Origin of the sequence: Pedobacter sp. MR22-3, assembly GCF_026240075.1 — a bacterium.
Classification (GTDB): Bacteria; Bacteroidota; Bacteroidia; order Sphingobacteriales; family Sphingobacteriaceae; genus Pedobacter.
Genome location: NZ_JAPIVF010000002.1, coordinates 504,999 through 522,731, shown reverse-complemented (window position 1 = coordinate 522,731; position 17,733 = coordinate 504,999). Strand labels below are relative to the sequence as shown.

Below are 17,733 nucleotides of genomic sequence, written 5' to 3'. Positions count from 1 at the left end.
GTTTATATTGGTTATTCCAGATGAATGCTGGCCATTATCACCACACATTCATACCCTTAATAAATTCCGAAGATAGGCCTATCAGATACCGCAGCGTTGAACTATTGACTAAATTATTAGCATTATTGTTCAATTTTGGTATAAAAAAGGCTTGTCTTTTTATTCTGTGCTCTGAATGGAAGGCTTTTCTGACAAATGGAAATAATCAAAATCAACATAGCCACCTGATTCTTTTTCTGCATAGTTAAAAAGTGCAAAGCGATAACCCATAAAGTGCGGAATGGTATAGCTCATTTTTACCGGATCGCCAATGCTTATCCATGCTTTTCCATCCAGGCTATAAAAGAATGTAGCGAGATCTTTTCTTTCAGCAAAATTGCAATCAACCCTGAAGAATATTTTGTTTTGCTGAATGGGAATTGCTGTTGATAATTTGGCTTTCCCCCCGGTAGCATTAACGAAAACGATCGACTTATGCTCATTTTCTACTTTTATATAGATTTGTCCATAATTTTTCTGTAAAACTGCCAGGCCGGCAAAATCACCGTTTTTCATATTGGAAAGATCCAAAGCCGTAGTGGCCGATGAAAATGGGCCGATGGTGCGTTGCGTAAGCGTATTCCTGGCAGTAAGAAAGCTGGTATCAATACGTCCGGTAGTTAACCGCAGATAACCTTTTCTTTGGTGAACCGACCAGTATTGTGCATCAGGATTATGGTTCCATTGCCAAACCAGTGGCAAATCACGTTCTCCTTTTTTTCGGATAAATTCATCTGAAGCAGCAATCGACGGAATCATTCCTTTACTTTTTGGCAAATGAAGTGTTTCGGGCACTTTGCCGTCAATCCCTAAGATGGGCCAGTCATTTTCCCATCTGATCGGCACGAGGTAAGGAATCCGTCCAACGGCGCCATTATCCCGAAACAAATAGGCAAACCAGTCTCCTTCAGGTGTATCAATCATGCCACCTTGCGCCACACCCTTATCCTGTAAAGCTACTTTCCCTTCATAAGGGCCGAATAAATTATCCGAGCGGTGGATCACTACGGTCCGCATTCCTCCTTTTGGCCAGGTGATATTGAACAGGTAGTATTTTCCTTTCACCTTAAATAATTGTGAGCCTTCGGCAGGCAAGCCGCCTGCATTACCCGAAGGCATTCCGGCATCTTCTATTAATATACGTTCAGGCACCTCGGTATTGATTCTGCTGAGGTCAGCCTTCAGCTCAACCAATTTAATTTTCCCGCTGCCATATACCATGTAGGCTTTTCCGTGATCAAAAAATAAAGAATGATCATGAAGACTGGGTTTGAAATCTATCCTTTTCCAGTTTCCTTTTTCGATATCTTTGGTACTGAAGATGGTCGTCTTTCCGGTAGTCTGAGCAAAAGTGCTCACATAATAAATACCCTCATGATAGCGCAAACTGCTCGCCCAGGTACCTTTTCCATAGGCACTTTTACCATTAACCAGATTCAGTGCATCTACATTGGCCAGTGTATCATAGGCGTAACCCACCATTTGCCAGTTCACCAGGTCTTTTGATTTCATGATAGGCAAACCCGGGCTCATGTGCATCGTGGTGCTGCTCATGTAATAGGTATCACCAACCCGGATCATGGAAAGATCGGGTACATCGGCAAAAATAACCGGATTTTGTGCCTGTTGCTGAGCAAATGCCTGCAGGTTTAACAAGGCGATAAACAGCAGACAGGCCAGTAATTTTCTCATCTTCATTTTATATATTGTTTTGATTGTAAAGATCATTTTAACAGAAGTGTGTAAGATTTACCCGCAATTGTAGGAATATCATATAAGAAAGTCTCCCGCAAAACAGGTTCGGCAGTTACTGCATGTTCAGACAACAGGGCAGCAGGTGTTTTAGCTACGGCATAAAATACATTTGGATTGCTTCCCTTAGCGGGTTGCAGTACAAATCCCCGGCCTTTCAGCTGATTGGGCACCCGAAGACGCAGGTTACCGCCAATGGTTGACCTGATTACAACTTTAGTCAGTTTACCCGCTACCCATCCCATTTCCTTTACTTCAAAACCTCCCCTGGCGCGCAATCCTTTTATCGTTCCCTGCTTCTTCCATACCTCGGGAAGTGCCGGCAGGAGCTGCAGGGCTTCATCAGCACTTTGCATCAGCATCTCCGTAATCCCGGATGTGCAACCAAAATTTCCGTCAATCTGAAAAGGCGGGTGCGCATCAAAAAGATTGTTATAGGTACCTCCACCGCCCGGATTTACGCCTAATGGTGTCAATTGGTTCTGGATCAGCTGATAGGCATGATTTCCATCCTGCATCCTGGCCCACCAGTTAATTTTCCAGCCCATGCTCCAGCCGGTTGAAACATCTCCCCGCTGCAATAGCGTATTTTTGGCTGCCGAAAAAAGTAAGGGTGTGCGATATGGTGAAATCTGATTGGAAGGGAAGAGCCCATAAAGGTGTGAAATATGACGGTGTTTGTCATTCGGACTGTCGATATCATCCAGCCATTCCTGCAACTGTCCGTACTTACCGATGTGCATCGGGGGTAATTGGGCCCGCATCTTCGCCAGGCTATCGGTGAAATTCTGATCAATGTTCAGGATTTTTGCGGCCTGGATCACCGAAGAGAAAACATCAAAAACGATCTGGTTATCCATGGTTGTGCCGGCATCTATAGATGAACCCCCATGTGCCTGGGGTGCATTTTCGGGTGAAGTGCCCGGGTTAACCACCAGCCATTTATATTTCGGGTGTACCACCAGAAAGTCTTTATAAAAAGCCGCTGCTCCTTTCATCACCGGATAAACCGTTTTCAGGTAGTTTTTGTCGCCATTATAGAGATAATGTTGCCAGAGGTGCTGACTTGTCCACCCGCCACCGGCATTCCAGATGCCCCAAAATGCCCCATCCACAGGGCCGGTACTTCTCCAGATATCCGTGTTATGATGGGCGACCCATCCTCTTGCCCCATACATGTTCCTCGCGGTGACTGTACCGGTTTCAGCCATTTCTTTTACCATTTTCAGAAAAGGTTCATGCAATTCAGCAAGATTAGTAGGTTCTGCCGGCCAGTAATTCATCTGTGCATTGATATTGATGGTGTATTTACTGTCCCAGGCCGGATAAAGTTTATCATTCCAGATGCCCTGTAAGTTTGCGGGCTGCCCCCCGGGCTGCGAAGAACTGATGAGCAGATATCGCCCGAACTGGTAATAAAGGGCTACAAAAGCCGGATCATCTACCTTTCTGAAATTTGCCAGCCGCTGATCCGTAGGTAATGCAGCAGCAGGAGTTGTTCCCAGGTCCAATTGCACCCGGTTAAAATATTTTTGATATTCTGCTACATGGGTATGATACACGCTGGCATAAGATTTTGCCACGGCCTTTTTCAGGTATGCTGAAGCACGGGCAGCAGCATTTCCACTCACATCAAGATAATTATTAAAATTGGTGGCAATGGAAATATAAACCGTAACCGCATCTGCCCTTTTTACCGTGATACTGCTGTCTGAAACCATGGCACTACCCCCTTCATTTTTGAATTGGCTGATAACCTGGTATTTTACTTTTCCTTTTACCCCTTCATGGTCACTTGAAGTGCCTTCCATCATCAGGTCTTTTGCTTCCGAAGACCTGACCACATTTTTGTGTGGCGTAGTATAAGTTGCTGAGAAAGAAATTTGTCCAGGCTTGCTGGCCGTAAGCCGCATCACAATCACCCGGTTACCAAAAGCGGCAAATGTGGTTCTGGTATAGGTTACCCCGGCAACTGTATAGCTGGTTTTCGCCACAGCCTTTTCCAGGTCCAGTTCCCGACGATAGTTTTGATAAACATCCTGACCTGGAAAACTGAGTTCGAGATTTCCTGCTGGCTGAAAAATCTGTCCGGAAGATTTTTTTCCAAACATCACTTTATTGGCCAGGTTTTCTGCCGCTTTGTGTTTTCCATCAAAAATCAACTGCCTGATTTCTGCTAAATAATTGATGGTTTCCGGAACATCATTCTGGTACGGGCCTCCGCTCCAAAGCGTATGTTCATTGAGTTTAAGGATTTCCCGTTCCACATTTCCATACACCATGGCACCAAGCATGCCATTCCCCACAGGCAGGGCATTTTCCCACACTTTTCCGGCAGGCTGATGATACCAGAGTTTTAATCTGGAATCATCAGTTTGCTGAGCTTTTAAAAAAGAACTAAAAGCAGCTGAAAATAAGAATATGAATGTCAGTATCCTGAGGTGTTTGCCTGGGCTCATTGAAAGATTTTTATTGTTTTAGGAATGGTATCGTTTATTCAGGCTTCACTAAACGGACATAATAAACCCTGCCGGTAGCTTTCTTATCCAGGGATACAAATTTCACCCGGATATTTTGTTTGCCTTTAAGCATGCTTACGGGAATTTTATATTCCTGGTTGTAAAAGCCTGGTTTATGTTGCACGGCAGCAGGATTAACGGTTAATAATTTTTGGTCGTCAATCAAAATATCAAACTGACCATTGGCATTGCCTATAGTATGATAACGGACATGAAGTAACAACGCGTCCGAACCGCCGGTACTTAACTGATAACTAAAATATCCGCCGTTGCCGGCATCCCGCCAGAATTCATCCAAATAAGATCCGCTTTGAGAACGTTCGCTCTTCAGCTGATGATCCACCTCGGGCTGCTGCTCGCCGGGGGATACAAAATCCACCGTACGTGCTGAAAGTGCCATTTTCTCCGCCTCTGATCGCTTTACCTCATTCAGATAATCTTTATATTGACCTGGTGTTAAAGCCATCCAGTACATCATATACCTCGAATCATGGATGCGGTAAAAGGGTTCAAGCGTTAGTGGTTCGGGATTAATAATTTGTTCATTGACAAAAGAAAACTGCATGGGATGACCCGCAACCGGAACAAGCTTACCGGAGATTTTAGTTATATCCTGATCAATTAAAATTGGTGCCTGATCAATGGCTAACTTCTGACCACTGGCAATATGCCCCCAGCGACTATCATTTGCGATCAGTCCGTTAAGGTGCTCTGTTTTGGTTTTGGCACCCAGCAAAATTGGCCCGTGCATAATGGCCACATATTCCGGAAGGTTAGGCAGACGCTCAATGGTTGATTCCATCGGCATATCAAGTTCTACCACATCCCCTTTTTTCCACTTACGCTGAATAGCGATATAAGATGAAGGAGATAAGGTATAGCTTATTTTTTTTCCATTGATTTTGACTTCCATACTATCCTTTTTCACCCACGAAGGGTGTCTGAGCAGGAGGGTAAATGCTGCTGAACCATTTATTACGGTTAGCCGGGTACGCGCTTCATCAGGAAACAGGGTTTCTTGCTTTAGTTTAATATTCTTTTCTTTCCAATCCAGTTCAGAAGCAATAAACAGATTCAGGTATAAAGAATCTTTCCGGTGTGTATAAATAAATTCGTTGTATTTACTATGGTTTTCCATGCCACTGCCCACACAACACCACATGGCTTCATTCGGTGCCGAATAAACCCGGTAGTGCCTTGGCCTGGCTGGTGTAAAATAAACATATCCGCCATGTTGCGGATGCTGCGTAGAAAGAATGTGGTTGTAGAGTGCGCGTTCGTAAAAATCGGCGTATTTCGCATCCGGTTTCTCTCTGAACAATCCCTCGGTAAGTTTAAGCATATTGTAGGTATTGCAGGTTTCAGGGCCTTCCACATCGTTTACAAAATCAGCACTGGCAGCGGCACTCGGAAAAAACTCCCTGCGGCTGTTTCCACCAAAGGCCAGACTGCGTTTTCCGGTAACGGTTTCCCAGAAAAAATGCCCCGATTCTTCATAAGCACTATTGTGGTTTAATTCGCCGATCCGCTGAAAACCAATGGCCTTCGGCACCTGTGTATTGGCGTGTTTGTTATTGAGGTTATCCTGATCATTTGACATTGGTTTGAGTAACATCTGATGCGAAAAACGCATGGCCGCATTCAGGTATTTCTGGTTACCGCTAAGCTGATAGGCATCAGCCAGCACCTCATTCATTCCGCCATGCTCTGTATCTAACATTTCCTGCATCTGTTGTTCAGAAAGGCCTGATGTGATGTCAATGGCCCAGTCGCAGAATTTAAGAAAAACATCTTTGGCTTCCGCACTTTTTCCGTATACCCAGGCATCACGCAAACCGGCAAATGTTTTGTGTAAGTTATACCAGGGCACCCAGGCCGCCTTATAAGCTTTAAAATCTCCGTTTTTAAGTTTCGACCATACCTCACGACTGTTTGGTACGCCACCAGCATAGCCTTTTCCCCAGTCAGGCTGCCCTGCCGTATTTTTGCGCTGGCATGCTTTCAGCACCTCAACCATTTTATCCATGCGGCTTTTACATTCCGGGTTATTGGTAGAAGCATAATTAAAAGCCAGCGCAGAAAGGTAATGTCCGCCAACATGCCCGTCAAGGCCATCCCAGTTTTTATAACCACTTTTAACAACTGGCAGCTGGGCTTCCTTCAGGTAAGGATAGAGTAATTTATCCAGATCATAACTCAATAAAGTTTGAATGTTGAGGTCGCGGGCATGGCCAAATGGCCCTTTAAGCAAAGTGACCTGCTCGAGTGGAAAGGTATTGGGATACAACTTGTCCTGTGCAATCACGGTTCCGCAAAAGCTTGTCATCAGTACAGCAGCAAAGCAGCATTGCGGTAAAATAGTTTTAGCGGCTGGAAACTTCCATAGCATCTTCATCATTATATTATTTATATCGTGTTATTTAAAAAGTAAGGCAGAAAATTGGTAAAGATTATTGCGCCATACCGGCCAGGTATGGCCGCCGGGGTACTCCTGGTAAGTGTAATTGATGTTTAAATTTTTCAGCTTATCCATCATGACCTGACAGTTTTTATAAGCAATATCTTCCTTACCACCCATGGCAATCCAGAACTGTTTCAGGTTAGCATTGATTTTTTCACGGTTGTTTTTCATAAAATCGTATTGGGCATCGGCTACCTCATTCTGGCGACCAACAATCCAGCCGGAGCTGAACACGCCCAGATATGCAAAATCAGCTGTATTTTTGATTCCGGTATACAGGGTATGCATTCCGCCCATTGATAAACCTGCCAAAGCACGGTTTGCAGCATCGGTTTTGGTACGGTACGTTTTTTCCACGAGTGGAATGATCACCTCCTTGAGTTCGGATTCAAACGTTTTTAATCCGCTTTCAGCGAAAGCCGATCCACCCACGTTGGCATCAGGCATGACAATGAGCATGGGTTTGGCCTTTTGCGCCGCGATCAGGTTATCCAGGATCAGATCAGTTTTCCCCTGGTTTGCCCACCCCGTTTCATCTTCACCTCCTCCGTGGAGAATATAAAGCACGGGATATTTTTCACTGGTACCGGCATCATAACCTGGTGGCGTATATACATAAAACTGTCTCCAGGAGTTGGTGACTTTAGAAAAATACTTCTTCAACCGGATATCACCATGTGGCACATCTTTCAAAGCATAATAAGCGCCACCTGTAAATGGTATTTCGATACCACTAGCCATCCTGCCCATTCCATAATACGTTTTACTGGCCGGATCGGCTACCGGAATGCCATCGATAATGAGCGAATAATAGTGAAAGCCTTCGCCAATAGAATCAGTGGTGGCTGTCCATTTTCCCTGGCTATCCTTTACCATATCATATTTTTTCCCTAAATCTACCTGTACCTTTTGGGCTTCTGGTGCAGAAATACTAAACATCACCCGGTGATCATCCAGAATCTGCGGATATTTGTTTGATCCGATATTAGTTGAGGCCGGTACTCCTGCTACCGGATATTTAGAAAATGTGGCGGTATCTACGGGTTTGAAAATTAACTGCGAAAACATATACAAACCATCTTTCCATACCTTAAAATCATGTACACCTGGCTCAATGAAATAAATATGCGGGACATCATTTTTTTGCAGGTAACCATGTGTACGCTTACTGAAACTGATGAGGTTATCACTTGCCCCACAGGAAATAAACAATAACTTCAGCATTTCTTTTGCTTTTTTAGGATCAGGTACCAGTTCCTGAGGCAACTTGGTATTTGGTGCAGAAGAAAATCCACCTACCCAGGCAAATTTATTCAGATTGCCTAAACCAAAATTGAGAGACTGGCCTCCGCCCATTGACAAGCCGGCAATTGCCCTGTGCTCGCGGTCTTTGTAGACGCTTAATTTCTTCTCCACATATGGAATGAGATCATTCAGCAAGTCTTTTTCAAAGTTGGCAAAGGCTTCTACTTTATCTTTCGCCATAATGTTACCCGTTGCACGGTCATCTTTCATGGCTCTTCCGTTGGGCATTACCACCACCATTGGTTCAATTTTCCCATCTGCATACAGATTATCAAGAATGACCTGTGGTTTTCCACCCCTGAACCATTCTTTTTCATCACCTCCTATGCCATGCAAAAGATATAAAACCGGGTATTTTTTATTTTTAGCGTAACCCGGCGGCGTGTAGACCAGGGCCCGGCGATTGTTTCCAACAGTTTTGGAAGCATAAGTCAGGGTATCGATTTTCCCGTGGGGTATATTTGGTTTTTCTACGTCAAATTCCGGCGGGCCCGGTGTTACCATGCCCTGTGAGAAAGCCGGAAAGGTAAATAACGCTGAAATGCCGAAGAGCAAGGCGATATGAAATTGTGAAGGTTTAAGCATATTTGGTTAGGTTAATTAAGGTTATCAGGCACGGCAATGCTGTCTGTGCTGTTGCATTTTATGATTGAATGGGCTGGTTTAGCGTTTACCAACGGCAGCGACACCTTCAGTTGTTTGAATGATTTTCTGAATCGTACCATCCGGATTGTAATGCATATAATCGATGCAAATTGATCTTCTGTAACTTCCACCGGTTGGCAACGTGCCGTTATGATAGAAAAAATAGGATTTTCCTTTAAAATCTACAATTCCCGGGTGCGTAGTAAAACTATTGGCTACGTTTTCCTGAATAATCCCTTTGTACACCCAAGGGCCCTGCGGACTTTTAGCCATACAATATTCAATCATTTCGGGTTTGGTACCGGCGCCCGCATAAACCAGGTAATAATTTCCCTTTCTTTTATAAACCCAGGGGCCTTCTATATAGTTTTTAATATCCAATACCGTAATCGGCCCATCCAGCTCCGTCATATTTTTTTTAAGTTTTACACTTTTGCAACTGCCGTTGCCCCAGAAAAGATAGGCCTGGCCATCATCGTCGATAAATACAGTAGGATCGATATCATCCCATCCGTGTTTTTTATCTTTGGTCATTTCATTGGTGATCAGTGCCTTTCCTATCGCATCTTTAAATGGCCCCGTCGGATGATCTGATACAGCAACCCCAATGGCCATTCCGCCGCCACTTTCCGCATTTTTCTGATGCCCTGTTGATACAAACCAGTAAAACTTACCGTTACGGAAAATACATTGTGCAGCATAAGCATCTCCGCCTGCCCATGAAAATGTTTTGGGTGAAAGCAGCGCGCCATGGTCTTTCCAATCGACCATATTCTGAGAAGAAAACACATGCCAGTCGGGCATTTTATAATTGGTATCTTTTACTGTAGCCGTATCATGCCCGGCATAAAGATAAACAGTATTTTTATACACGATTGGTGCCGGATCGGCCGTAAAAATATTTTTAATAACGGGATTCTGTGCCTTTAAATTACTTTGTGCGGAGCAGATCACCGCAATCAGCAGCATCAGGTAAGGGAATTTCATATCGTTCGTATTTGGTTAGTTTAATAATTAAACTGCAGGGATTTAGTCTTATTTTTTTAACAGCGAAAGCATTTGTGCAGCATATCGCTTTCCAAGTTCACGGTAACCCGCAGCATTAAAATGGAGTTTATCAGCAGCTACCGTACAACCTTTTGAGGAAATGACATGTGCAGCAGGAATGGTTTGAGGCAGCTTTGCAATGATATTGTTCATACTGGCGCAAACCCCACCCTGATCTGCATTCACAACCTCGCCCGCAAGCAATGGCACCTGATCAGGTTGCAGATGAAGATCCTGAAGCAGGTGATCATAAACGCCTTTTACTTTGTGCAGCCATAAGCTATCGCCCGTATTGGATTCCCCCTGATGGAGCAATATTCCTTTAATAACGCCTTTTTTCTGTGCTTCCTTTGCCAGGCTTAATAAACGACCATAAGGATTCCCATCATATTGCTGAAGCATACCTTTCATCCATTCTGGTGCAGTGGCCGTATAAGAGGTATAATTGTCTTTATCAAATAATTCAATTTTGCATCCGCCGACAGCTACGACAATCACCCCAACGCGTACTTTTTCAGGAAGTTCAGCAACCATGGTGCGCCCGAAATAATCAATTGGTGTTAAGCCGGTATTGCAACGGGTTAAAGGCGGAACGGCAGTGTACCATTGATTCATTTCCCGCTTCAAATCCGGACAATTAACCGCCTGCAAAACCTGAAAACGAGGGTCAACCTGAACGGTATCCTGTGCTTCAAAACGGGCATTTCCTTCCATATTTGACTGGCCCAAGCAAAGGTAAATATGAAAATCCGGGTCTTGTGCAAAGGAAGTAAATGGCAGGGTTAAAAATAACAGCGCAGTTATAATGATCCTTTTTAAATTAACAGGCGATAAAATTCTGGTTAGCAGTTTTTGGTCATTCATGGTGATAAATTAATATTCATCGTGCCTTTCCTGATTTAAAAAATCACTATAACTTAATAATGACCCGATCAGGAATACCACAGGATAAAACTAGGCGATATGCCCGTTTCAGGCGGGAAGTTTTGATGATTATTATAGAAAATATGTTTACCGGTGATTTTGAGAGGTAACGCTTTGGATACAAACATCTTTAAGTTTAACCCTTGAGTGAAAAGAATAAAACAGGTATGGAAGGTCATTAATTAACCTGAAACTTAATCAGGCTACCTGTCAGTACGAAAGGGTGAAGCCGGAAGGTTTTCCTGGTTATATAAATTTGGATTAACCGGATTATCTGCCCAGGCATAACGTACATACATCGGCTTTTCAATCTGTGATGAATGAACAATCACCTGATCACCTTTAATTTCTGCATCTGCCCATACAAATTTCTTGTCTGCACCGGCAATTTCAAACTGTGAAAGGGCTTCTCCATCGATTGTTTTCAGGCCTGAACCGATATGATCAAAACGGAGGATCATCTGACGACCTTCAATAGCCGAGGATTTGTAAATAGGCCCCGAATAAACGAGATTTTTTCTTCCGTAACTCCATCGTTCAGCAATCAATGCCAGGCGTTCGCCAACATCTTTTTTATCATCCGGATGAATGTCATTCCACTCTCCAAGATCAATTGTAACGGCCATTCCGGTATGGGGTACCTGGAGTGTTTCCAGTGCTGCTTCTCTCAACAAAGCCCAGGCACTTTCACCTGGCTGATAGCGCATATCGCCGTAATTGGGCAGTTGAACATAGTAAAACGGAAGGTCAGGTTTTTTAAACTGCGTCCTCCAGTCCTGAATCATGGCCGGCAATAACTTTTTATAGGCCAATGCATTGCCAACATTACTTTCACCCTGATACCACAATACGCCTTTTATCCCGTATTGAATAGCAGGTGCTACCATCGCATTATAAAGTGCGGTAGGTTGCGCCTGTTCCTGAATGCGGAAGGGGCCCTTTCTAAATACAGGTCGATAAGTTTCTCCTACTTTATATTGCCATTCTCCTTTCAAACTGATTAGCTGTTGATTAGCTTCAATCGAATACGGTTTATCTGGCACAAAACCTCCTTTTCCATTTGAATTTTCAACCCGAACCACCAAAATATTTTTACCGGGCTTTAGTACGCCGGCGGCGACATGGTATCTTCTTTGAGGATACTGATAGCCCGTTGAACCCACAAGCGTTCCGTTGAGGTAAAGGCGGTCTGCATCAACTATTCTTCCCAGCTGGATAAAGGCAGGAGCATCGGCCATACCAGCAGGTACTTCTATTTCTTTCCGGAACCAGACCACACCATCCAGATCCCGCACGCCCTGATCTTCCCAGTAACCAGGCAGATCAAACTTACGCCACCCTTTAGGCTGGTATGCCGGATCAAACCATTTCACCTCCTCCAGCAAGCCTTTATCGGCACTTACTGCAGGCGGGGCTTGGCTGGCATCGGCCATCCTGTTTATTTTGTTAACTGCAGCCGTGTCTTTATTACGGGCAATAACCTGACTGATTTCATCCATTCCTTTTAATCCGTCTTCCCCTGTCCAGGCTTCAATTGTGGTTCCGCCAACACTTGAATTGATGATCCCGATGGGTATTTTTTGTTCTTCATAGATTTTACGTGCAAAAAAATAAGCCACAGCAGAAAAATCATTGATGCCTTCCCGGGTGGCCGGTTTCCAGTTGCTTTTAGGCAGGTCTTTGGATGGTCCGTTTAAATTGGTGGCCGTGGGCACCCAGAATTGCCTGATCTGCGGATAATTTGCAGCAGCAATGTCCTTTGCGTAGGTAATATTGTGTACCTTCAGCTGGTGTACCATATTGGATTGTCCGGCGCAGAGCCATACATCACCAAAAAGAACATCTTTTAATACCACTTTATTTTTACCGGAAAATTCCATGGTATAAGGCCCGCCCGCTTTCACGGCCGGAAGTGCGATGCGCCACTTTTCATCTGCACCTGCTGTAGTGCTGAATTGCTTTCCCTTAAAATGGAGTATCACCCGTTCGCCTGGTGAAGCCCATCCCCATATTTCCAAAGGCTGATCGCGCTGCAGGATCATGCTGTCGCAGATAATATGCGGCAATCTGATCTGGGCATTTCCTGCCGAGGCCCCACAAAAAATAAGGTATAGAAAAAAAATAAAGCGCTTGCTCAGGCTCATGCTATAATTGGTTAATCTTCAAATTTAGTTTAATTGCCTAAGCCAATAAAACAGATTTGAATAAAAAAGTGCGATAAATGTTTAAGTTGGCCTCCTATCGGCACCTTTTCGCTGAAAGGAAGAAGAACGTAAAAAAACAAACACCTGATCTGGAAACCCAATCGTTCACAGCTTTATGCCTGTGCTGGTCTGGAAACGAGCGTGAGCGGGGCAAGAACAATTTAATTCAAAGCCAACATCCAGATCAGGGTGAACATCTTACTTGTCCTTTGTAACATGATCCTCCAACTTCCGTTTCAGATTCATGTATTCAGAGGGCTGCATATTGTATTTGGCCTTAAATGATTTCGCAAAATAATTTGGCGTGGCAAAACCAACCATATAGGCAATCTGCGATACATTCAGATCGCTTTTTTCCAGTAATACGGTTGCCTTATCCAGCTTAACCGACCTGATATACTCTACTGGTGAAAGTCCTGTCAGTTCTAAAATTTTATGGTAAAGCGAACCCCTGCTCATGCCCACATGTTTACTTAAATCTTCTACCGACAGCTTTGGATTGTTCAGGTTTTCCTCAATATACAGTGCAACCTTATTCAGTAAGCGGTTGCTATGCGATTCGATGACCACCTCTGGTGCCTGAACTTTAATTTGCTTGGTATAGGTATCCCTTAACCTTTGATTCAGGGCCAGCAGGTTTCTAATTTTCGCATGCAGAATTTCAAAATTAAAAGGCTTGGTCAGGTAATCATTTGCACCGGTTTCCAGTCCTTTGATCTGCTCTTCTTCACCCGTTAGGGCTGTTAATAAAATAACCGGGATATGGTTTGTACGCTTATCTGATTTCAATTTTTTGCACAATTCAATTCCATTCATATAAGGCATATTGATGTCGCTAACAATGATCTGTGGATGGTTAGCCAGGGCTTTTTGCCATCCTTCCTGACCATTACAGGCTTCATGTACCTTGAAAGATGATTTTAATCCATCCTTCAGGTAAAAACGAAAATCCTCATTATCCTCTACCAGTAAAATAGATGGAATTTCTGCTCCTGATGTTTGTTTGGCAGTTTCCTCATTTTCTTCCGCGATCACTTCAGTTTTTCCTGAATCAGAGAAATCAATGGTTAACTCCTCTGAAAATTCTGCTTCAGCAAATGGCAACTCAATGCAAAAAGTACTTCCCACACCGGGTTCGCTCTGTACGGTAATGTCTCCCCCATGCAGTTTCACAAATTCCTTTGCTATTGATAAACCAATCCCGCTTCCCTGATTTAAAATCGGAGCGATGCCATCGGCCTGAAAAAAACGTTCAAATATCTTTTCCTGGTCTGCTGTGTTGATGCCGATCCCTGTATCAGTAACCTTAATCACTAAGGCCGATTGACCGTTGCCTGCCGAAAATTCCTTTTTTTCCAGCTCTACGGAAATGGTACCACCCTGCGAGGTAAACTTAAACGCATTAGACAACAGGTTAAATAATACGCGCTCTATTTTATCGTGATCAAAAGCAGCATTAAAATAACGCAGCTGACTTTTAAAAATAAGCTGAATTTGCTTGCGTTCACTCAAATCATTAAATGATTCGAGTACTTCTTTAATAAAAGCCACAATATCGGTTTCCGAACGGTCTAATCTCAATTCATGATCTTCAATTTTCCTGAAATCAAGAATTTGGTTCACCAGGTTAAGCAAGCGCTTGGTATTGCGTTTAATCATGCTTAGCGGCGCAACAACCTGACTGTCTTTTTCTTCTGCAATCAGTTTATCTACCGGCCCCATAATTAAGGAAAGCGGTGTACGGAATTCATGGCTCAAGTTGGTTAGGAATTTGATCTTCAGTTTATCCAGTTCTCTTAACCTTTCGGCTTCCTGTTTTTCCTGCATGCTGCGCTGATCGGCCTTCATTTTCTCCTGAACCACGGCAAATTCCCTTTTTAACTTCCGGATGCCACGGTGACGGATATACAGCAAGGATCCGGCAATTAAAACAACATAAAAAATATACGCATAAATGCTTCGCCAGAAAGGTGGCCGCACGTGGATACGGATGGAAGTTTCTGCTGCATTCCACAAACCATCATTGTTACTGGCTTTAACATGAAATACATAGTCACCCGGATCCAGATTGGTATAGGATACCGATTTAGAAGATCCGGCATTGATCCATTCATTATCAAAACCTTCTAAACGATACGAATAGCGGTTTTGCTCCGGCGCAGTATAATTGACGCTCACATAACTCAATGTAAAGCTTTGCTTATAATCCAGGTAAATATCTTTTGCCACTGAAATATCCTCTTCAATCGGCCCGTCTTCTGCCGGAAGAATGGAGGTATTGGATATTCTGAGATCAGTAAAAAGAACTGAAGGCAGATTTTTATTCTTTTTAAAATACTGCGGATTAAAATAATTAAAACCATCAGCACCACCAAAATAGATTTCACCATCAGGAGTGCTCAGCCCGGCGCCCACTACAAAATTATTGTTCTGAACGCCGTTATAAATGGTATAATTGGTGAACGTATGTGATTTTCGGTCAAAGCTACTGATGCCTTTATTGGTGCTCACCCATATCTGTCCCTGCTTATCTTCTTTTATAGCATATACAGTGGCATTGTTTAGCCCTTCCTTTTCACCAAAGGTGATAAACTTTTTAGTAGCCTGATTATACAAGCTTAATCCACCGCTGAACGTTCCTACCCATAAATCACCGGCATGGTCTTTCAGAATAGATAAAGTCAGATCATTGGGTAATTTATTTTCTGCTTTGTTCAGGATGGTAAACGTTTTTCCGGTTTGGTTAAAGATGGCTATGCCCGATCCGTATGAACCGATCCAGATATTGCCGGCGTTGTCTTCTTCAATAAAACGGATAAAATTATTGCCGGGATAATCCACTTCATTGATGGCCTTCGGGTTTTTGCAGTATTTAATCAATGCCTTATTGTCGGCATTTAGCACATTTACTCCACCACCATTGGTTCCTACCCAGATTTTACCAGTGTGGTCTTCTTTAATACAGAAAATATCGTTTGAATTTAAGGCATTGGCACCTGTACCCTGTTTATACTGCTTCAGGTTTTGCGTGGCCAAGTCCATCACCACCAAACCATTTGAATAGGTACCCATGTAGAGTTTTTGCTGCCGGGTCAGTTCCATGGCCATGATGGATATGTTATTTAAGGCACTTCCATCGGCAAGACCTGCATCAAACCGCTGCACCAGTTCTGTTTTGCGGTTAAACAGATTCAAACCTCCCCCATCGGTACCTACAAATATATCGCCTTTATATGCGGCAAATGATGTGACAACAGAACCATTCAAACCATTCCGGTCCAGAATATTACTTTGCTTCAGGTGAAATAAATTCAGGTTGGTATCATATTTACATACCCCGCCATGGTAAGGCCCAAGCCAGTAAATCCCGGCGTTATCGACATAGATGCAACTGATCGATTTGCCGGTCAGGCTGTAAATATCCCTCGAATCGGGCCTGTATCTCGACATCCTGCCACTTTTAATGTCCAGTACGTTTAAGCCATCTTCCGTTCCGATCCAGAGCTGATTCTTCTGATCAACAGCCAGGCTTCTGATGCCATTGTTCATCAGCGTATTCAGGTCACCTTTGTTATTCCTTAACGTTTTAAAACCTTTTCCTTCCGGAAGCAGCATACTCAGGCCATTTCTGGTACCAAACCAGATGTTTCCGGTTTTATCTTCCACGATTGATGAGACAGCATTATCACACAAACCGGCAGGATCAGAAGCATTATGCTGAAATAACCTGAAAGTGTTGGTTGCCCTTTGGTATAAGTAAATGCCATTGTTTGAACCTACCCAGATTCTGCGTTTACTGTCTTCAATCAGGCAGTTAAAGGTGAGTGCAGGAAAAGAACCTTTGGAGCTATACTGGCGAAGGTGGTTTTTAATTTTGCGGGTTTTGGGATCAAGTTCATCCAAACCATTAAATGTGGCAACCCATACCTTACCTTTATAATCACTGCAGATAGAACGAATGATATTACTACTCAGTGCATCGGCTTTGTTTGCAGGGAAGGTAATAAAAGCATTTTTTTTCCGGTCAAATAAACTCAGAGAACCGCCCGAAGTACCAATCCATAAATTTCCGGATTTATCTTCATGCAGGGATCTGATGTCATTAGACTGGATGCCAGTAGAATCATCTGATTTATACCGGTATACGGTAAAGTTACTTCCGTCAAACTTATTCAGTCCGTCTTCTGTCGCGAACCACATCAAACCATAGTGGTCCTTTTGAATCGCATTCACCGTATTGGAAGAAAGTCCGTCTCTGATTTGTAGGGAAGTAAAATTAATTTTTTGTTCTTGTGCATGTCCGGACATTGTGAAAACCAGACAAAGCGTAAAACAAAAAACAGTATTTAAAACAACGCGGTTCAGCATGATGATTAGGTCAATTTTTTATTCCGGTTAACTTTAAACCTGCAAAATCTGATGATTTTCCAAGCGGTAAACCAGTTATCCTTTGCAAATAGGCCATGTGTTTGAACAGGCCTATTGGGAGATGATTTGGTTAAAGCCACCAATTTATATAAAATTTAATAGTACAGCGAATCAATTATTTATTTGATGATGATGAACATGCATTTCAGTCAGTTCAGCTTAAAGTTAATGTTCAGCAATGCTTTAAAATAAGTGCTGTATGAAGCTCCGGTTTAAGCGGGGCGGTCCTGCCAGTTTGATGGTATATCATATTTGGTTATTTATTTTTGTCTGGTTACGGGATAGCCCCGGTTACCATTGAATTTGCTAAATTAGGACAAATGAAAACAGCGGAGTGTGATTATTGTAAAAAGTGCGGCAACAGATGTTCATTTTTATCCGTTTACAGGGTTAAAAAGCATTTCACATA

Annotated in this window: 8 protein-coding genes; all 8 read right to left on the bottom strand. The window is 43.2% G+C overall.

Going from position 1 to position 17,733, the window contains the following annotated elements; translation table 11 throughout:
- Nucleotides 1–159: 159 nt before the first annotated feature.
- On the bottom strand, nt 160–1,737 hold the full coding sequence (locus OQ267_RS05995; protein ID WP_265835221.1) for a glycoside hydrolase 43 family protein: 1,578 nt from the start codon (nt 1,735–1,737) through the stop codon (nt 160–162).
- Between the two features lie 26 nt (nt 1,738–1,763).
- A complete protein-coding gene (locus tag OQ267_RS05990; protein ID WP_265835220.1) occupies nt 1,764–4,250 on the bottom strand; it encodes a glycoside hydrolase family 95 protein in 2,487 nt (828 codons plus the stop codon).
- A gap of 34 nt (nt 4,251–4,284) precedes the next feature.
- Nucleotides 4,285–6,708 carry a glycoside hydrolase family 127 protein gene (locus tag OQ267_RS05985; RefSeq protein WP_265835219.1) on the bottom strand — a complete coding sequence of 808 codons (2,424 nt, stop codon included), beginning with the start codon at nt 6,706–6,708 and terminating at the stop codon, nt 4,285–4,287.
- Between the two features lie 18 nt (nt 6,709–6,726).
- Entirely contained in the window at nt 6,727–8,661 is a 1,935-nt protein-coding gene (locus OQ267_RS05980) for an alpha/beta hydrolase-fold protein (protein ID WP_265835218.1), read from the bottom strand.
- A 78-nt stretch (nt 8,662–8,739) separates the two neighbouring features.
- On the bottom strand, nt 8,740–9,708 hold the full coding sequence (locus tag OQ267_RS05975) for a glycoside hydrolase family 43 protein (protein ID WP_265835217.1): 969 nt from the start codon (nt 9,706–9,708) through the stop codon (nt 8,740–8,742).
- A 48-nt stretch (nt 9,709–9,756) separates the two neighbouring features.
- Nucleotides 9,757–10,632: a sialate O-acetylesterase gene (locus tag OQ267_RS05970; protein ID WP_265835216.1), complete on the bottom strand. Its 876-nt coding sequence runs from the start codon at nt 10,630–10,632 to the stop codon at nt 9,757–9,759.
- 263 nt (nt 10,633–10,895) lie between these two features.
- Complete coding sequence (locus OQ267_RS05965) at nt 10,896–12,836, bottom strand: sialate O-acetylesterase (protein ID WP_265835215.1); 1,941 nt, start codon at nt 12,834–12,836, stop codon at nt 10,896–10,898.
- A gap of 258 nt (nt 12,837–13,094) precedes the next feature.
- Entirely contained in the window at nt 13,095–17,264 is a 4,170-nt protein-coding gene (locus OQ267_RS05960; RefSeq protein WP_265835214.1) for a hybrid sensor histidine kinase/response regulator transcription factor, read from the bottom strand.
- Nucleotides 17,265–17,733: the final 469 nt, after the last annotated feature.